Genomic DNA, 17,953 nt, shown 5'->3' with positions numbered 1-17,953 from the left:
ATGGAGAAACGGGCCCACATATTGGTAGTAGACGATGAGCAGGCCATCGCCGACTTGGTGGTGAATCTGCTCGTAGCCGAGGGTATGGATGCCCTGGCCTGCTACAGCGGCCAAGCTGCGTTGGAGCAGCTGGCGCGCACGCCTTTCGATTTGGCCATCGTGGACATCATGATGCCCGGCATCGATGGCTTCGAGCTCTGCGTGCGCATCCGCCAGCTCTGCGATATTCCCGTCATTTTCCTCTCGGCCAAAGACGAGGAGGCCGATCAGGTGGTCGGCTTCACCCTGGGCGCCGAGGACTACGTCACAAAGCCCTTCCGCCCCCGCGAACTGGTGGCCCGTGTGAAGGCGCGCCTGCGCCGGCGCCAAGAGGCCACGCCCGCCTCGTCCACCCTGCTGCGGGCCGGCGCCATCGAAATCGACCTGCGCACCCACTTGGCCACCCTCCACGGCGAGCCGCTACACCTCACCCCCAAAGAGTTCGCCATCCTAGCCCTGCTGGCCCAGTCCGTCGGCTCCCCTGTGTCCGCCGCCGACCTCTTCGAGGGCGCCTGGCACGAGCGCTTCGACGACGCCGCGGCCAACACCGTGATGGTGCACATTCGCCGCCTGCGCAAGAAGCTGGCCGACATCGACGCCTCTACCGCCTTCATCGAGACGGCCTGGGGCGTCGGCTACAAACTACGCGGTGGCCCGGGCGCCGACAACGGCTATGGCGCTTAAGAGCGAGCAGGCACGCGTCCTGCGCCGACGCGTGCTGGGAAGCACCGTTCGCAACCTCATTATCTTTACCCTTGTCTTCGCCTTAGGCTGCGTCGCGGCCGAACGCACCATCGTGCCCAGTCTGGCCAATTATCTTGCCGACTCCACCTCGGTTTGGCGCACCCTCGACTCCTCTTCCGACTATCTGGCCATTTTGACCGAGCAGGGCATGTTCGACGCTCCCGCCTTCAGCGATCAGGTGGACGCCCTGGCGGCCGACGGCTACTCGTCGGAAGAGGGCAGCGTCTCCGAGGCTGAAAAAGAGCTGAGCGAGGGAAGTAAGCTGATTCAGGAGTATCGAGCCAATCCCGAAGCGACGAAGAACCCCGAAGAGACAAAGAAGATGGAGGCCGAAGGCCAATACTCAGTGCAGGACGTCGAGGATGTGGACGCCAACGTGAGCGCCGCGGTCGACGGGCCCTCCGATACCAGCGAGAGCGAGAGCGGCGACCCCCTCGACGAGCCTGCGGCCCAAGAAGATGCAGTCCCCTACGTAAGCTACGAGGAGATTCTGGCCGCCTACGGCATTGCCCCCGATACCGCCAGCGCTGCCCAAGCTATGGCAGCCCTGCATATTTCGGCCATGATCCAGGAGCTGCATCTCTCCCTGGTCCAGGAGCCCCCCTTCATGCCATCCCAGATCACGGAAAACCAAGCGACCCAGATTCTCTCCATAGCGGCCCTCTATGGCTACGACGAAACAAGCCTCATGGGCACGCTCTCCGATGCCTATACCGCCTCCCAAGACGAGGCCTATGCCGCCTGGAAGGATCTGAGCCCCGCCGAACAAGCGCGCGCCCTGGGCATTCCCTCCGATCAGCCCGTTTGGCAGGTGGAGCGCGACGGCCAGGACTCCTACGCCATGCGCGACATTGCCACCTACACCATGCTCAAATCACTCAAGCTCCCCTTGGCGTTTTCCGTGTTTGCCATCGGCATGCTCCTGATTGTCTTTCGCTCCCTCAATCGGTCCCTTCGATCCTTCGACGACCTGTCTGGCGCCGTGGCCACCTTACTGGCCGACAAGGACGCCCCCATCGACCTGCCCGCCGATCTGTCCATCGCCCGCAACGAACTGACCGTCATCCGCCAGCAGTCCCTGGCCGACGAGCGCGCCGCCCATGCCGCCGAGCAGCGTAAAAACGAGCTGGTGGCCTACTTGGCCCACGATATCCGCACGCCGCTCACCTCGGTGCTCGGCTATCTGGATCTGCTGCGCGAGACCACCGACCTGCCCCGCGACACCCTGCGCCGCTACGCTGACATCGCCTACTCCAAGGCCGAACGCTTGGAAAGCCTGATCAACGAGTTCTTCGAGATCACTCGTTACAACCTTTCCGCCATTCCCATCGAGCGCGAGACCATCGGCGTGCGCCTGTTCTGCCAGCAGGTAGCGGAGGCCTTCTTCCCCGAGGCTTCGGCGCGCAACATCCGCATCTCCGTCGACGTGGGACCCACCGAGCAGTTCTTCGTCGATCCCGACAAGCTGGCCCGCGCCCTGGGCAATGTGCTGCGCAACGCCGTGGCCTACGCCGACCCGAACTCCGTCATTGCCCTGACCGCACGCCAGGATGCCCGCTTCACCACCATCACCGTGGCCAACCGAGGCCGCGAGATTTCCGAGGCCCATCTGGAATCCATTTTCGAGAAGTTCTACCGCGAAGACGGCGCGCGCACCACGCGCAGCGGCGGAGCGGGCCTCGGCCTGGCCATTGCGAAGGAGATTGTGGTGGCCCACCATGGCGACATCGAGGCGGCCAGCCAGCGCGGCGTCACCATCTTCACCTTGCGCATTCCCACCCACGGGGAGGACGAAGCCGCCCCCGTACAGCCGCTGCCCGCCCCGCGCAGCGGCGCAGCTGCTGCTCCGGCAGCAGACCGTCGCTCAAGCGCATCCCAACTGCCATCCCCAGGGCGCAGGGCGGCCCGTCCGTCTCGGACGCAGTCGGCACCATCAGCAAGCACACAAAGCCGATCCGAACCGCCCCGTTACACCACGCCCCAGTCTGGTGCGATCACTTCGGCAATCGATGCCGCGGGGGCCACGGATGGACATCAGGCCCCCAGATCCTCCGCCAGCCGGGCCGTTTCCGAGTACCCAGCACCCCCTGCTCGGTTAAATCCTCGTTACGCGCGGCACGGGAGGCGCGCGGACGCCACCCCCATGCGCCATAATGGAGCCACTAAACGCACTCAACCCTCAAGGAGGCACTGGTGATTCGCATTGGCATTCTCGGATACGGAAATCTCGGACGCGGCGTAGAGCTGGCCGTGGCCGCCAACAACGACATGGAGCTGGTGGGCATCTTCACCCGCCGCAACCCCGACAGCGTGAAGCCCTACGGTGAGAACGTGGCCGTATGGCCTGCCGCCGATCTGGCCGCCCATACCGACGACATCGACGTGCTGGTGCTGGCCGGCGGCTCCGCCACTGACCTGCCCGAGCAGACGCCCGAGGCGGCCCGCCTGTACAACGTGGTGGACTCCTTCGACACCCATGCCAACATCCCCGAGCACTTCGCCGCCGTGGACGCCGCGGCCCGCGAAGGTGGTCACGTGGCCGTTATCTCGGTGGGCTGGGATCCCGGCATGTTCTCGGTGAACCGCGTGTACTCTGGCGCCATCATGCCCAACGGCGCCGACTACACCTTCTGGGGCCGTGGCGTGTCCCAGGGCCACTCCGACGCCATCCGCCGCATCCCCGGCGTGGTGGACGCCCGCCAGTACACGGTGCCCGTGCCCGCCGCCCTGGAGGCGGTGCGCTCCGGCTCTAACCCCGAGCTGACCACCCGTCAAAAGCACACCCGCGAGTGCTTCGTCGTGGCCGATGAGGGCGCCGACACCGCCGCCATCGAAGAGGCCATCGTTACCATGCCCAACTACTTCGCCGACTACGACACCACGGTTACCTTCATTTCCCAGGAGGAGCTCGACCGCGATCACGCCGGCATCCCCCACGGCGGCTCGGTTATCCGCACCGGCACCACGGGCGCCAATGGCGAGAACACCCACGTCATCGAGTACTCGCTCAAGCTGGATTCGAATCCCGAGTTCACCGGCAGCGTCTTGGCCGCCTGCGCTCGCGCCTGCTACCGCATGGCCCAGGCCGGCGAGACGGGCTGCAAGACCATCTTCGACATTGCACCGGCCCTGCTCTCGCCGCTGAGCGCCGAGCAGCTGCGCGCTTCCATGCTGTAAGGGCGCCAACGGCAAACGCGCCAAAGCCTGCAAGCCGTCCTGTCGGCGGCGCATCAACCCGAATGGGATAACGCCGGCCCCTCCCGAAAGGCGACGCGCCGCAATCAACGAGCACCAACGAGAAAACCCGCTTCGGCGGGTTTTCTCGTTTCACGGAAGTTTTCCAGCCTTCACGCATCCAAGACTGCAATCTCCAACGCAAACGCGTCCAACGTCGTACCATCGCGCACCACGCACAGCCCAAGCCGCGCGCCTCGCACAGTCAAGACCACGCCCTTCGCTGCGGCAGTGCGTGGTCAACGACGCACCCTTCTCCGCGGGCGGTGCATGGTCAAAATCACAGCACTACCAATTCCCGCGCGATCAATGTCGTAGCCCCGCCAATCCCCGTGTGGCCAATGTCGCAACCCCGCCGACCTGCGCTGGGTCGATATTCCGTCGAGGCGGGGCTTTTGCCCGAAACGGAGCTTTTAAGGTCACGATTGCGCCCAAGTTGATACTTTTGCCCGCCCAAAAGATTACCTCGAGCAATTTTTGACCAAATTGAGCAAAGTTCGGTTATGAAGAAACGCCCTGACCTCGCAAAACGCTACCATGGTCGTCAATCGTCCCTGGGCAAAAACCCCGCCTCGAAGCTTTTTCGACCTTAAAAGCTCCGTTTCGGGCAAAAGCCCCGCTTCGAAAGAATATTGACCACCCTCTTGCCCTCCTCAAATCGCTCCACCACTCCCTGCCGTCTCCCTCAAGTCCGCACCTGGTCCCGCAAAGGAGGAATCCATGGCTCTCTTTCTTGGCTTCGACACCGCCCGAACCCTTTGGCGCCGCGCACGAGGACCCATCGATCAGTACGCGCGACGCCAGCCCTCGGTCACCAAGCCTCCTCTAGCGAACGAGATAAAAAGCGCCCGCGCCTTTCTCCAAAGCCGCCATCTACTGAACCCCGTCGATCCGCTGCACGTGGTCATCCCTGATCGCACCTGCCATCGATCCCTCGATCACGCCGTATGTCACGTATGGAACGGCCCGGCAAAGCTCAGCTTTCATCCTCTGGGCACCGACCTCTTTCTCAGCACCCCCGAAGCCTGCTGGCGCCAAATGGCCGGCACGACGGACCTCATTGATACGGTGCGCCTTGGCTATGAACTGTGCGCCTCCTATGTCCCCGAAAGCGAGGACGAAGAGCTGCCCCGTCGCCTGCCCCTTACCACACCGGGGCGCTTAGCGGAGTTCGTGGCGAAAACCGACGAAGGGCGGGGCTGCTCTACGGCTCGCCAAGCCCTGGCCCACATCGCTGCCGGATCCGCGTCTCCCCGCGAAACAGCGGTAGCCCTGCTCCTCAGCCTCCCCCGCTCCGTCGGCGGCTACGGCCTTCCCCGGCCCACTATGAACGAGCGCATCCCCCTCGTCCGTGACGGCGGCCAACTGACCGAGCGAGAGTATTTCCTAGCTGACCTGTGCTGGCCCGAACTCAAAGTATGTGTCGAATACGACTCCGACGCCTATCACAGTACCGAGCGCCGCGCCGTAGCCGACTCGTCCAAGCGCAACGCCCTGCAAAGCCTGGGCTACCAAGTGCTCACACTTACCAACCAACAGGTGAAAGACGAGCAGCGACTCGACGAGGCCGCCGCGGCACTCCACCACCTGATGGGGCGGCGCCTTCGCCTGCGCGGTCAAAACTGGCAAGAGAAACGCCGCCTCCTGCGCCAGCGCCTTCTCGACCCCAATCGTCGCTAGCAGAGAAAAGTAACCCCCACCGCAGCAACAAGAGAGCCGCCCCCAGGGACGGCTCTCTCAAAACACACGGTATGCGGAAACACCCTAGAACTGGGCGAAGCGCTCCTGGCGCTGGCGCACCAGCTCCTCAGGGCTCAAATCCGCCAGCTCCTTGTAGGCTTCGCGCACGTAATCGCGCACCGCGGCCACGGCCTCGTCGGGATTCTCGTGGGCCGGGCCCTCCCCCTCAGAAAGCACGGCGTCGATAACGCCGCACGCCAGCACCGACGCCGCGTCCATCTTCATGGCCTGGGCGGCCTCGGGGGCGCGGGAACGGTCCTTCCACAGGATGGAGGCGAAACCCTCGGGCGAGAGCACCGAGTACACCGCATGCTCCTGCATGGCCACGCGATTGCCCACGGCCAGGGCCAAGGCACCGCCCGAGCCGCCTTCACCAAGCAGCACGCTGACTACGGGCACCGTCAAGCCGGCCATGAACACCAGGTTGTCGGCAATGGCGTTGCCCTGGCCGCGTTCCTCGGCCTCGGTACCGCAGAAGGCACCCTGGGTATCCACCAGGCACAAGATGGGACGGCCGAACTTCTGCGCCTCGCGCATCAGGCGCAGCGACTTGCGGTAGCCCTCGGGCTGCGGACAGCCGAAGTTGCGCGCCACGCGGTCGGTCAGGTTCACGCCCTTCTCCTGGGCAATCACCGTCACGGGATGGCCCGAGATCCAACCGAGACCAGCCAGAATAGCCCCGTCGTCGGCAAAGGCGCGGTCGCCGTGTAACTCGATAAAGCCCTCGACAATACCCTCGATATAACGGCGCGCCGTAGGACGGTGCACGTTGCGGGCAATCTGCACGCTTTCCCAGGCACTGCCGGCCTCAACCTCGCCGCTAATGCCCGACTTGCGCGCCTCGCGACGGGCATGGCGCTCCAGCTCGCGACGGTCGGCGGCATCGGCCTCCTCGCCCTCCTCGGGCTTGCCGATGAACTCGCCCACTACTGGCACCGCCTCGGCCAGATTGCGCAGAAAGCCCGCTTCCTCCTCAGCGCCCAGGCGCTCGTTCTCTTCACGGGCCTCGGGAGCCACATCCACCGAGCCGTAGGCGCCGGCGCCCACCGAAAGGGCGTCCATAACGCTGTGATAGGTAACGATGCGCGTGGGATCGTCAGCCGGGGCATGCAGGGCCAGCAACTGGGCCAGCACGCTGCGCATCTGCGAGCGCTCCACAATAGCGTCGATTAGGCCATGCTCCAAGGCGAACTCGGCGGTCTGGAAGCCCTCGGGCAGCTCCTGCTTGATGGTGTCGCGAATAACACGCTGGCCGGCAAAGCCGATAAGGGCGTTGGGCTCGGCCAGCACAATATCGCCCTGCATGGCAAACGAGGCGGTCACGCCACCCGTGGTAGGATCGGTAAGCACGGTGATGAACGGCAGCTTCGCCTGACTCAAGCGCTCCACGGCGCAGGACACCTTCGCCATCTGCATGAGGGAAATGAGGCCCTCCTGCATACGGGCACCGCCCGAGGCGCAGAACACCACCACCGGCAGCCGTTCCTCAATGGCGCGGTCGATAAGCGCCGCCACCTTCTCGCCCACCACGTGCCCCATGGAGCCCATGAAAAAGCCGGACTCCATAACGCCGATGGCCACGGGCAAGCCGGCGATAGTGGCGCGCCCGGTGCACACGGCCTCTTCCAGGCCACTGCGTTCGCGCTGGTCGGCGATCTTCTCGGGGTAGCCCGGGAAGTCGAGCGGGTTGGAATCGGGCATCTGCGCGTTCCACTCCTCGAACGACCCGGCGTCCACCGTAGCGGCAATGCGCTCGTCGGAGCGCAGGCGCTGTAGGGTGCCGCAGGCGGGGCAGCGATGGCCCTCGTCGATCATCTCCTGCTTGTCGAAGAAGAGCTTGCACTTGTGACAGCGGCGCCAGTGGGTGGGACCCTCGTCGTCGTCCACCGTGGGCGCGGCTCCCTCTTCCCAAGGAGCCTCGGAGGGCACCGAGCAGGCACCGTCACCCTCGGCCGTCAGTAGCTCCACCCAGCCCATGCGCATAGTGCCCTCGAACGCGGGGGCGAACACGCGCAAACCGCGCTTGGCGGCGTGGCGCAGGAAGTAGCGATCCTCGGCCAAGGGAGCCGTGGCGCTGTCAAGGAAGATGAGCGACGCCCCGCAGGCCTTTGCGGCCGAGAGCACCGTGTAAATATTGCCCATCAGCAGATCGGCGCTTACTTGGGGCGTGGTGAGTCCCAGGTTGTAGGTGGGCAGCGTGCGACGAGCGAAGCCGTCCAGGGAGCGATTGTCCACGGTGGCAAAGACCACGTCCAGGCCAGCCGCCTCCATGGGCACCACGAAGGCGCGGGCGTTTTTCGCCGAGGCGATAACCAGAGCCCGCGGCTTGGCCGCACGCATCTCGGGGGAAACAGCGAAATCGTCGCCGATGGTGGAACGCACGTGGCGCGCCACATGGAGCACCGCCTCTTCCGGGTCCTCGGGCGTGCCGGGAGCCTTGGCACCGATGAGGGCCGCGGCGGTATCCGGCAAGCTGCCGGCCGCTTCGGCAATGGCATCCAGGGCATAGGACACCGCCGACTTCAGCGCACCTTCGGCCTCGGGCGCCTCGGGAGCGGTCGCCTCGTCGCTGACCAGCTTGCCCGCTGCGTCGAAGCTGATGTACTTGGAGCTTTTAGCCATGATTCTCGTCCTTCGGCGCGAGCACGTACTTCTGCGTGGCCGTGGCGCACACCTGGCCGTCAACGGAGGCCTCTACGTCGGCCACCACCAAGCGGCGAGACGACTTCACAATGGTTGCCTTCAGGGTGACCACGTCGCCCGGCACCACCTGACGGCGGAACTTCGCCTTGTCGATGCCAGTCAAAAAGCCGATGCAACCGCGCAGCTCGGGATCTTGCAGCACGGCAATGGAGGCGCACTGGGCCAGGGCCTCCATGAGGATGACGCCGGGCAGCACCGGATGATCGGGGAAGTGGCCGCGGAACAGGTCCAGATCGGCCGGCACGTCCAGCTCGCCCTCGATGGAGACGCCGGGCTCGACGGCGGTAATACGGCTCACCCACACGAAGGGATCGCGATGGGGCAGAATGCCCTCGATTTCCGCACGCCCCCAAGGCAGGGGCGGCAAGACGGTCTGATCAGCCATGACGCAACTTCTTTCTTAGTTCTGATAGGGCGAGAAGGCCAGTGCGGCATTATGGCCGCCGAAGCCGAGGGACGTGGACAGAGCCACCTTCTGGGGGTAGTCGGTCTTGGCCTCGGTGACCACCGTTACCGGGCAGTCCTCGGCCGGCTCGGCGAAGCCCGCCGTGGGCGGCACGGCATCGCGCGCCACAGACAGGGCGCACACGATGGCCTCTACGGCGCCGGCAGCACCCAGCATGTGGCCCGTGGTGCCCTTGATGGACGTGACCGGCACCTCGGCCGCACCCTCGCCCACCAGGCCGTAGAGCGCCTTCGACTCGGTGGCGTCGTTGGCCGGCGTACCGGTGCCGTGGGCGTTCAGGTGACCCAGGTCGGCAGCGGTGAAGCCGCCCTCGGCCAGAGCGGCCGCCATGGCAGCGGTGATGGCCGTAGCCTCCGGGTCGGGCGCCGTCATATGGTAGGCGTCGCCCGTGCTGCCGAAACCGGTGATCTCCGCGATGGGCTGGGCCCCGCGGGCCAGAGCGCTCTCCAGCGACTCGATGACCAGGGCGCCCGCACCTTCACCGGCCACAAAGCCGCCGCGGCGGGCGTCGAAGGGCAGTGAGGCCTGGGTGGGGTCCTCGGCACGGGTCAGGGCCGACAGGTTGGTGAAGCCGGCAATGCAGATGGGGCTCACGGATTCCTCGGTGCCGCCCACCAGGGCCGCATCGATGTAGCCGTGACGGATATCGCGCAGGGCCGTGCCGATGCAGTGGGCGCCGGTGGCGCAGGCGGTCACCACGTTCAGGCACTCGCCGCGCATACCGTAGCGAATGGCCAGGTTGCCGGCGGCAATGTTGCCGATCATGGTGGGAATGAACAACGGGTTCACGCGCTTGGGGCCCTTTTCCTCCAAGGTGGAGAAGCTCTTCTGCAGCTCGTCGATGCCGCCGATGCCCGTGCCGAACACCACGGCAATGCGATCGCGGTTCTCGTCGGTCACCTGAAGGCCCGACTGCTCCAGGGCCTCGTCGGCGGCCACGATGGCGTACTGCACGAAGCGCTCGAAACGGCGGGCCTCCTTCTTGGAGAGGCCGTGCTCAGTGCCGTCGAAGTCGCGCACCTCGGCGGCAATATGCACTTCGTAGTCAGACGTGTCGAAGCGCTCAATGGGGGCAATGCAGGTCTCACCGCTCATGAGCTTGTCCCACAAAGCCTCGACACCCACGCCAGCGGGTGTAACCGCGCCCACGCCGGTAATGACCACGCGATGGGTGCCGTCGGGGCGGCGCGTCTGAATGTTCTCGTTCGTCATAGGGACATACCTCCGTCCACGCAGATAACCTGCCCGGTAATGTACGATGCCTCGTCCGAGGCAAGGAAGCGCACCAGATTCGCTATGTCGGCCGGCTCGCCCAGACGTCCACAGCCGATGCGGCTGGTGATAGCCTCTTTCTGGCTGTCGGACAGGGCATCGGTCATGTCGGTGGCAATGAAGCCCGGCGCCACGGCATTGGCCGTCACGTTGCGCTTCGCCAGCTCTTTGGCAATGGTCTTGGTCATGCCGATGACGCCGGCCTTGCTGGCAGCGTAGTTGATCTGCCCGGCATTGCCGTAGACGCCCACCACGCTGGACATGTTGATGATGCGGCCCCAACGCTGCTTCATCATGGGCTTGGCTGCGGCACGGCAGCAGTGGAACGTGCCCTTCAGGTTGATGTCGATAACGGCGTCGAAGTCCTCATCCGACATGCGGGCCGCCAGACCGTCGCGAGTGATGCCGGCGTTGTTCACCAGCACGTCCACGCGCCCGAAGGCCTCCATGGCCGCGTCGATGAGGGCGTTGGCCTCGGCCTCAACGGCCACATTGGCCGCCACGGGCAGCGTCTCGACACCGAACTCCTGGGTCAGGGCGGCTGCCACCTCTTCGGCAGCGGGCAAGCTGCGCTCCGACGAGCTGTTCACTACCACATTCATGCCCGCAGCCGCTAGCTCGTGCGCAATGGCACGACCGATGCCGCGGGTAGAACCGGTGACTACCGCCACACGGCGGTCGATCATCTCGGCCATACTACTCTTCCTTCCACTCTTCCACGAACGCCTCGAAACTGGGGCGATCCTGCACGCAGGCGCGGGGCGCGCTGCGATCGATGCGCTTGATAAGGTTGGCCAGAACACCGCCGAAGCCCACTTCGGCGAACTGACGGGCGCCAGCCTGCTGCAGCTTCTGCACCGAGGCTTCGAACTGCACCGGCGACGTCAGGTGCGCCACCAGCTCGTCGCGGGCGCCGGCCGCCGTCAGCGGAGCCGCGTGCACGTTGCCGATGACCGGCACAGCCGATTCGCGGAACGCTACCGTATCCAGATAGGCGCCGAAGGGCTCGGCGGCGGAAGCCATCAGGGGGCTGTGGAACGCGCCGGACGTGGCCAAACGAGAGCTACGGCCTTTCTGCGCTGCCCAAGCCTCTTCGGCCCGCTCGATAGCCGCCGGCGTGCCGGCCATGACAATCTGGCCGCCGCCGTTCATGTTGGCCGGCACCAGCACGTCGCCTTGGGCGCAGGTGGCCGCCAGCTCTTCGGCCTGCTCCGGCGTGATCTTCAGAAAGGCGCTCATGACGCCGGGGTTGGCGTCGGCCGCTTCGCCCATGAGACGGGCGCGCTCGGCAATAAGGGCGAAGGCGTCCTCTTCGGACAACATACCGCCCAGCACCATGGCCGAGATTTGGCCCAGCGAGAACCCGAGCAGCGCATCGGGCACCACGTCGCGGGCCATGAGCGCCCAGCCCGTGCCGATGGACAGCGCACTGATGGCAATCTGGGCGTTGCGCGTGTCGTTCAGCTCCTCGGCATCGGCCTCGCGCACCAGGGCGGCCACATCGCGACCCAGCACCTCGGAGGCGCAGGCGAAGGTGTTGGCCACTTCGGGAATATCCAGCACGTCCACGCCCATGCCGGGCTTCTGCGAGCCCTGGCCCGAGGCCATGAACACCAAGCCGGCCGGGCCCAAGGGCTCCAAAGGGGTTGCGTCTACCATGACCGCCCCCTTACACGCGCTCGCGGCGGCTGTTCAGGGCCGCCAACTCGTCCAGCCCGCGGCCGGCCAGCGCCTCGGCCTCGCGCACCATGCCCGTGATCACCGACGCCGCGGTGCCTCGCTCGGTAACGAGGGCCGCCACTTGGCCGGCCATAACCGAGCCGTTTTCTACGTCGCCGGCCACCGCGCGGGCCAAAGAGCCGGCGTACATGCCCTCCAGTTCCTCGCCGCTCTTGGCAGCCATTTCCATCTTGCGGCACTCGCGAGCGAACTTGTTCTTCAGGCCGCGCACGGGATGCCCCGTGCCACGCCCGGTAACGATGGTGTCGGAGTCCTTCGCCGCCAGCACCTTCTCTTTCCAGGCCTCGTGCACGCTGCATTCTTCCACGGTCAGGAAGCGCGTACCGCACTGCACGCCCTCGGCGCCCAGGGCGAAGGCGGCCAGCATGCCGCGGCCGTCCACAATGCCGCCGGCGCCGATAACGGGGATGGACACCTTCTCGCACACCGCCGGAAGAAGCGCCATGGTAGTCAGCTCGCCGATGTGACCGCCGGCCTCGGTGCCTTCGGCCACCAGCGCATCGGCGCCCAAGCGCTCCATGCGGGCCGCCAGCGCCGCCGATGCCACCACGGGCACCACCTTCACGCCGGCCTCTTTCCACATCTTCATGTAGTTGGCGGGGCTGCCCGCGCCGGTGGTGACTACTTCCACCCCCAGCTCGCACACAAGCTCGGCCACTTCGCCGGCACGCGGATCCATGAGCATGACGTTGATGCCAATGGGCTTGCGGGTCAGAGAGCGGGCGCGGGCCACCTGCTCGCGAATCCACTCCGGCGAGGCGCCGCCGCAGGCAATGATGCCCAGGCCGCCGGCCTCGCTGACCGCGCCGGCCAGACCGCCATCGGCAATGCGCGCCATGGCTCCCTGCACGACGGGGTACTCGATACCCAAAAGCTCGGTGATGCGGGTCTTCATAACGATGAGTCTTCCTCTCTCTGATAAACTATCTGAGAAATCTTAAGGAATTTACGCGAAAAACTGACTGCGCGTCTAAAATCTTCATCAAACATCTCATGGATGATCGAGAAGATCATAAACGCAGTGACTATCATAGCGCAGCTAGCGGCGCATTTCAGGGAAAGGAACGGCTTTGGGCAGCGTAATCATCGGATCGGGAAAGTCTCTGCCGAAACGAACGGTGACCAACGACGAGCTGGGCGCTATCGTCGACACCTCCGACGAGTGGATCGTCCCGCGCACCGGCATTCATACGCGCCAGATTGCCCTGGAGGAAACCTGCACCGATCTAGGTGCCGAGGCAGCCCTGCGCGCCCTGGGCCAGGTCGAAGGCGGCTGGCAGCGCGACGAGGGCGCTCTCGATCCCGCCTCGCTCGATCTCATCATCTGCCCTACCCTTACCGCCGACACCCACTTCCCCTCCGAAGCCGCCCGCATCCGCGAACGCATCGGCGCGGTGAACGCCGTGTGCTACGACATGTCCTGCGCCTGCTCGGGTTGCGTGTACGGCATTTCCACCGCCGACCTTATCATGGCTGGCAGCGCCTTTGATCGCGCCCAAGCCGAAGCTGCCGGTCGCGCCCCGCGCCGCAACGTGGTGCGCCGCGTGCTGGTGGTAGCCGCCGAGCGCCTGAGCCGCCTGGTGGACTGGGAAGACCGCGCCACCTGCATCCTGTTCGGCGACGGTGCCGGCGCCGTGGTGCTGGAATGGCGCGAGGACGAGGAGGGCGTGCTGTCTTCCTATATGGAGAACACCGACGACACCGCCCGCACCCTGTGGTGCGACAGCGCCTTCTGCGCCCGCGAAACCCCCTTCGCCGCCAACAACGAAGGAGCCGAGGAGCGCGGCAACCTAGATCCCCACATGCGCATGGCCGGCCAGGCGGTGTTCAAGTTCGCCACCGCCGCCATGATGCGCTGCACCGAGGAGGCCCTGGCCCGCGCCGGCCTGACCATCGACGACGTCACGCTATTCACCCCCCATCAGGCCAACGAGCGCATCATCCGCTACGCGGCCAAAAAGATGGATCTGCCCATGGAGCGCTTCCAGGTGATCATCGACCATGTGGGCAACGTCAGCGGCGCCAGCGCTCTCATTGCACTGAACGAGGCGCTCTGCGAAGGCAAGCTCAAGCGCGGCGATATCGCCTGCATGACCGCTTTCGGCGGCGGCCTCACCGCTGGCTCCTGCGTTCTGAAGATCTAGCAGTCCGCGCGACCGGTCCGGGGAGGGCCCTGGGGGGGAGGCTTCGCGCTTTTTCCCGCAGACCTTGGTCGTCCGCGCTACTCCCACAAAACAGGAAAACAAGAAAGCAAGCCTCCTGCCCGCAGCAGGTTCCCAAATGGGCCTGTTTGGTTCCCGCAGCTTCAGCAGTTAAATATTCTGACCTGGGATTTTATACGCGCGGGGAACCAAATACCCGCTTTTTGGCAAACCTCAGGGAACCAAACAGGCCGATCCTGGAACCTACGCTTCAACCCACAGCCCCACGCGCCGCCTGCACCCGTAGGCCCCGCGCCCGGAGGGTTCTGCAGCGGTGTCTGAGCGCCCCGCGGAGAACGCGGCTGGTAAGAAACAGATTCCACTTCGCCAGCACCGATGCGGGGATAGTACCGACTTATGGGCATCATCTTCTCTGTTTCTTTTGCCGCGTTCGCAGCGGGATCAGCGCGAAGTCTCCGCTGCGGAACCCTCCGGGCGCGGGACCGGTCAGGTGGCGTTATGCCGCCAGCTGGCTCAGCAGCCCTACGCCGCCACCATTTCCGCGATCTCGTCGGTGGAATCCTGGATCTTCTTCTCGATGCGCGCTTTCTCGTCGCCCTCGGCCAAGGTGGGCTGATAGGTGTTGCGATCGCTTTCGCTTGACACCGAACAGGCGATGAAGTCCACGTCGTCGTTCTTCGCCACCTCGTCACCGGTGACGGTGAAGGTTTGCTGGAAGATCATGCAGTCCTTGTCCTCGGGGTTCGAGTTGCCGCCGAAGCAGAAGTTGCCCAGGCTGTAGACAATGTAGCGGCCCTGGTATACCTCGTAGCCCTGAATAACGTGGGGGTGGCCACCCACCACCAAGTCGGCGCCCGCATCGATGGCCGCGTGACCCATGTCGATCTGGTCCTGAGTGGGCGTGTACTCGCGCTCGATGCCCCAGTGCACATAGACCAGCACCAGCTGGGCACCTTCTTCGCGCGCCTTCGCAATGTTGTCGGTCATCTGCTTGCGGTTGTCGTCGCTGTCTTCGGGGAAGGCCGCACCGATGAGCGCCACCTTCACGCCCTTCACGTCGCGGTAGCAAATGCGGTCGTAGCCGAAGGACTCAATGCCCTCGGCATCCAGAGCCTCGATGGTGTCGTCAAGGCTTTGCTGACCGTAGTCGGCCGAATGGTTGTTGGCCACAGAGGCCGTCTCGACGCTGGCCGAGCTGAGAATTTTTGCGTATTCAGCTGGGCCTTTGAAAGCGAACTGCTTGTCGGCGCGCTCGGTGCTGTCGGTGAGGGTACCCTCCATGTTCACCACGGTCAGATCGTCGGCACCGAACAGATCGGCCACGTTCTTCAGGAAGTACGCCGGGTCCTCGTTCTCAGCCTCCCAGCGCGCCGTGAAGTTGCGCGAGGCATCGAAGTTCTCGTCGGTGCCCAAGGTGCAGTCGCCCGCGAAGGTGACCGTCAAGGTCACCGGCTTCTCCTCGGCCTCGTCGGCGGCAGGAGCGCTTTTGTCTGCCGGCTCAGAAGCGGCTTGCGTCTGAGGCTGCTCCACCGTCGTCTCGGCGGGGGCCTCCGAGGCTCCCGAGGCCGCTGCGGCTTTGGAGGAGACCAGAAAACCGACAGCAACCAGCTCGACGACAATGATGGCAACGATGAGAACTTTGACCGGGAGCGGACAGACGGGCTTGACGTACATGGGGGCCTTTCTAAAGAACAAGCAACACAACAATGACTATCAACAGGATAACAATGATGGGGATGCTGATCTTCAGGAAGAGCGGAATGCCTGCTCCACGGCCAGAAGAGGCGGTGTAATCGGCGCGACCGCTCATGACGCCGCCGGAAAAGCCCACGCCAGCGCCGCGCATATCCCGCGGGCGCAAAGGCAGCCCATGAGCCGGAGCATCCGGCGACGCCTCGAAGCCCTGACCGGCCCGCGAGCGCCAGTTGGTACGGCTGTTGACCGTGTCGAGCATGGGATCGGGGCGATCGCGCTCGTCGCGGGAATAACCCGAAATTTGATGGCTCTCATTGAACGTGCGCGAATCAATACTGCCGCGCCCGTCAATGACCTCGCGGTTGAGCGCTCGGCCACGGCGCTCTTCCGACAGGGCATCGCGAGAGGCGCGAGCGCGCTCGTAGCTTTCCTGAGACGAACGGGTGAGGTCGTAGCTTTCCTGCGAGGACAGCGGAGGCACCACGCGGGTGCGGCGCTGAGGAGCGCCGGAAGCGGCCCCCGACACCGGACGGGGACGCTGGGCCTCGCGCGCGGCGCGCAGGGCTTCCTGCTCGCGCTGCTGGGCGGCAAGGGCCTCTTGGCGCGCACGACGGTCGGCGTCGCGCTGGGCGGCGCTGGCCGCATAGGACTGGGAAGCCGCCTGCGAGTACATACGCGCGTTGCGGGCGCGCATTTCATCTTGAGAGGCGTAGGATTGCAGAATGCTCTCGCGAGAGGGACGGGTGGTTATCTTGCCGCGCGAGCCCGGCCGCGCACCGCGGGGGGCCTCGGGAGCCTGACCCTCCGGAGCGCCCGGCACAACTCCGTCATAGCGGTCGTCGTCGTTCATTCCCATGGATAATCAACCTCTTGTTCGTCTGTCCTGCGTTTAAGGCTCATTTGGTGGGAGTGCGCCCGGGCAACGGCGCCCGCAGCGCGCGACTCTGTTCGGCAAACATAGTCGTGGTGCCATTATAGGCATAACGCCGCCCTTATCCAGGAACGTTTCCCGAAATAGTGCCACATACCACGGTTCCTTTACACCTTCGGCATCTCCCAGCTGCCACTCTTCCGTGCCCGATCTTGTTTGCGCAGCGTCAACAGAACTGACGACGCGACAACAGCAATCTCACGAAACGGCGACTTTCTTGCGTCTCGGTGATGAAGCCCATACGCGAATCAAACAAGCACCAGTTCAGAAGCTATTTATGACATTCCCGCTCTAAGATACAGCGTGAAAGGGATTGCCCCGATCCCCGGCACCCCGCTCAGGGTCGGGCACAACCGGGCTTCCCCCGGCCGCCGGTCGAGGGTGCTTGGGAAAGGAAGAAGATCATGAAAGCACCTAAGGCATTCGCCGCTCTTATCGCCAGCGCCGGCGCCCTCTGCCTCGCCGCCGGTCTTGCCTTCGCTGCCGACACGCCGCTGCCCACCGACGCGCCCGCACCCGAGCAGGCCCAGGACACCTCCATCACCAAGCAAGTAGCGGTCACCATTGTCTACCAGGACGAGAAGGAGGCGGATTCCATGGCCGCCCAACTCGAGCAGTCGCGCAACGACGCCCTTGCCGCCATCGAGGCCGAGGCCAATGACGGCGCCAGCACCGTGGGCACCACCATCGGCACCGCCTCGGCCCTCCAGGTAGCCAAAGACGCGGTCCAGGAAAAGTACGGCGTTACCGATCTCGAAAGCGAGAAGGACATTGAGGCCGACACCGTCGAGAAGCAGGTGCCCACGGTCATGGAGGCCGACACCATCGACGTCAACGGCACCGAGATGTCCTACGTCCCCTCGTACAAAACCGCCTCGGCTCCGGCCACCGGTGCCGGCCTGTGGATGGGATCGGACAGCACCACCGATGGCACCTGGGGATACTTCATCGGCCATAACCCGGGCCCCTTCACCTGCGTCATGTCCCTGAAAAACGGCGACCCCGTCACCGTCTGCGACGACGATGGCAACATGCGCACCTACCACGTCGTAGACGAGTTCATTGTGCCGGACTCCACCTATTGGGAAGACATCCAAGCCCGCGTCACCACGTACGGCGAGTCGATTATTCTGCAAACCTGCTGCGGCGACAACGCCCACTATCGCGTCGTCGTAGCCGACTAGGCAATCCGCTGCTTGAACTATTCCGGGCCATGGGGCACACTGG

At 65.0% G+C, this 17,953-nt stretch carries 14 protein-coding genes; 6 read left to right on the top strand and 8 right to left on the bottom strand.

Features of this window, described 5'->3' with window-relative positions; translation table 11 throughout:
* Positions 1-21 precede the first annotated feature (21 nt).
* The 4 genes from PZH32_RS06535 (at position 22) to PZH32_RS06520 (ending at position 5,697) form a co-directional block, all read left to right on the top strand.
* Positions 22-723: a response regulator transcription factor gene (locus PZH32_RS06535; protein WP_275207044.1), complete on the top strand. Its 702-nt coding sequence runs from the start codon at positions 22-24 to the stop codon at positions 721-723.
* Positions 713-2,980 carry a sensor histidine kinase gene (locus PZH32_RS06530; protein WP_275207042.1) on the top strand — a complete coding sequence of 756 codons (2,268 nt, stop codon included), beginning with the start codon at positions 713-715 and terminating at the stop codon, positions 2,978-2,980. Before PZH32_RS06535 ends, PZH32_RS06530 begins: the two co-directional genes overlap by 11 nt.
* Positions 2,977-3,960: a diaminopimelate dehydrogenase gene (locus tag PZH32_RS06525; RefSeq protein WP_275207040.1), complete on the top strand. Its 984-nt coding sequence runs from the start codon at positions 2,977-2,979 to the stop codon at positions 3,958-3,960. The genes PZH32_RS06530 and PZH32_RS06525 overlap by 4 nt, the downstream gene beginning before the upstream one ends.
* A 777-nt stretch (positions 3,961-4,737) precedes the next feature.
* The gene (locus PZH32_RS06520) at positions 4,738-5,697 is read left to right on the top strand and encodes a DUF559 domain-containing protein (RefSeq protein WP_275207039.1); all 960 of its coding nucleotides are present in this window, start codon (positions 4,738-4,740) and stop codon (positions 5,695-5,697) included.
* Positions 5,698-5,781: 84 nt separating this feature from the next.
* Here the strand turns inward: PZH32_RS06520 and PZH32_RS06515 are convergent, their stop codons facing one another.
* From PZH32_RS06515 to PZH32_RS06490, 6 genes are read right to left on the bottom strand one after another with little or no spacing between them, the layout of a single operon-like run.
* Positions 5,782-8,379 (bottom strand): acetyl-CoA carboxylase carboxyltransferase subunit alpha, encoded by a 2,598-nt coding sequence (locus PZH32_RS06515; protein WP_275207038.1) that lies wholly within the window; start codon positions 8,377-8,379, stop codon positions 5,782-5,784.
* Positions 8,372-8,845, bottom strand: a complete 474-nt coding sequence (gene fabZ, locus PZH32_RS06510; RefSeq protein ID WP_275207037.1) for a 3-hydroxyacyl-ACP dehydratase FabZ — start codon at positions 8,843-8,845, stop codon at positions 8,372-8,374. The genes PZH32_RS06515 and fabZ overlap by 8 nt, the downstream gene beginning before the upstream one ends.
* Positions 8,846-8,860: 15 nt before the next feature.
* On the bottom strand, positions 8,861-10,138 hold the full coding sequence (gene fabF / locus PZH32_RS06505) for a beta-ketoacyl-ACP synthase II (RefSeq protein WP_275207035.1): 1,278 nt from the start codon (positions 10,136-10,138) through the stop codon (positions 8,861-8,863).
* Positions 10,135-10,893 carry a 3-oxoacyl-[acyl-carrier-protein] reductase gene (fabG, locus tag PZH32_RS06500; RefSeq protein ID WP_343074499.1) on the bottom strand — a complete coding sequence of 253 codons (759 nt, stop codon included), beginning with the start codon at positions 10,891-10,893 and terminating at the stop codon, positions 10,135-10,137. Before fabG ends, fabF begins: the two co-directional genes overlap by 4 nt.
* Position 10,894: 1 nt before the next feature.
* Entirely contained in the window at positions 10,895-11,857 is a 963-nt protein-coding gene (locus PZH32_RS06495; RefSeq protein WP_275207033.1) for an ACP S-malonyltransferase, read from the bottom strand.
* A gap of 10 nt (positions 11,858-11,867) precedes the next feature.
* Positions 11,868-12,833 (bottom strand): nitronate monooxygenase, encoded by a 966-nt coding sequence (locus tag PZH32_RS06490; RefSeq protein ID WP_275207032.1) that lies wholly within the window; start codon positions 12,831-12,833, stop codon positions 11,868-11,870.
* Positions 12,834-13,008: 175 nt separating this feature from the next.
* Between PZH32_RS06490 and PZH32_RS06485 the strand changes: the two genes are divergently transcribed.
* Complete coding sequence (locus PZH32_RS06485) at positions 13,009-14,082, top strand: 3-oxoacyl-ACP synthase III family protein (protein WP_275207031.1); 1,074 nt, start codon at positions 13,009-13,011, stop codon at positions 14,080-14,082.
* A 540-nt stretch (positions 14,083-14,622) separates the two neighbouring features.
* Here the strand turns inward: PZH32_RS06485 and PZH32_RS06480 are convergent.
* Positions 14,623-15,774 (bottom strand): CapA family protein, encoded by a 1,152-nt coding sequence (locus tag PZH32_RS06480; protein ID WP_275207030.1) that lies wholly within the window; start codon positions 15,772-15,774, stop codon positions 14,623-14,625.
* A 10-nt stretch (positions 15,775-15,784) separates the two neighbouring features.
* On the bottom strand, positions 15,785-16,651 hold the full coding sequence (locus PZH32_RS06475) for a hypothetical protein (protein WP_275207029.1): 867 nt from the start codon (positions 16,649-16,651) through the stop codon (positions 15,785-15,787).
* 479 nt (positions 16,652-17,130) lie between these two features.
* On the opposite strand from PZH32_RS06475, the gene PZH32_RS06470 reads away from it, so the two are divergent.
* On the top strand, positions 17,131-17,910 hold the full coding sequence (locus PZH32_RS06470; RefSeq protein WP_275207026.1) for a sortase domain-containing protein: 780 nt from the start codon (positions 17,131-17,133) through the stop codon (positions 17,908-17,910).
* The last annotated feature ends 43 nt before the right edge of the window (positions 17,911-17,953 follow it).

Source organism: Adlercreutzia equolifaciens (genome assembly GCF_029076695.1).
In the GTDB taxonomy this organism is placed as follows: domain Bacteria; phylum Actinomycetota; class Coriobacteriia; order Coriobacteriales; family Eggerthellaceae; genus Adlercreutzia; species Adlercreutzia equolifaciens_A.
Note: the sequence above shows the minus strand (reverse complement) of the source record. Positions and strands in the feature narration are given on the sequence as shown.

Excerpts from the sequence above, each read along its gene's own strand:
- PZH32_RS06530 (WP_275207042.1), top strand. The coding sequence starts at position 713 with ATGGCGCTTAAGAGCGAGCAGGCACGCGTCCTGCGCCGACGCGTGCTG.
- PZH32_RS06520 (WP_275207039.1), top strand. The coding sequence starts at position 4,738 with ATGGCTCTCTTTCTTGGCTTCGACACCGCCCGAACCCTTTGGCGCCGC.
- PZH32_RS06515 (WP_275207038.1), bottom strand. The coding sequence starts at position 8,379 with ATGGCTAAAAGCTCCAAGTACATCAGCTTCGACGCAGCGGGCAAGCTG.
- fabZ (WP_275207037.1), bottom strand. The coding sequence starts at position 8,845 with ATGGCTGATCAGACCGTCTTGCCGCCCCTGCCTTGGGGGCGTGCGGAA.
- fabF (WP_275207035.1), bottom strand. The coding sequence starts at position 10,138 with ATGACGAACGAGAACATTCAGACGCGCCGCCCCGACGGCACCCATCGC.
- fabG (WP_343074499.1), bottom strand. The coding sequence starts at position 10,893 with ATGGCCGAGATGATCGACCGCCGTGTGGCGGTAGTCACCGGTTCTACC.
- PZH32_RS06495 (WP_275207033.1), bottom strand. The coding sequence starts at position 11,857 with ATGGTAGACGCAACCCCTTTGGAGCCCTTGGGCCCGGCCGGCTTGGTG.
- PZH32_RS06490 (WP_275207032.1), bottom strand. The coding sequence starts at position 12,833 with ATGAAGACCCGCATCACCGAGCTTTTGGGTATCGAGTACCCCGTCGTG.
- PZH32_RS06480 (WP_275207030.1), bottom strand. The coding sequence starts at position 15,774 with ATGTACGTCAAGCCCGTCTGTCCGCTCCCGGTCAAAGTTCTCATCGTT.
- PZH32_RS06475 (WP_275207029.1), bottom strand. The coding sequence starts at position 16,651 with ATGGGAATGAACGACGACGACCGCTATGACGGAGTTGTGCCGGGCGCT.
- PZH32_RS06470 (WP_275207026.1), top strand. The coding sequence starts at position 17,131 with ATGAAAGCACCTAAGGCATTCGCCGCTCTTATCGCCAGCGCCGGCGCC.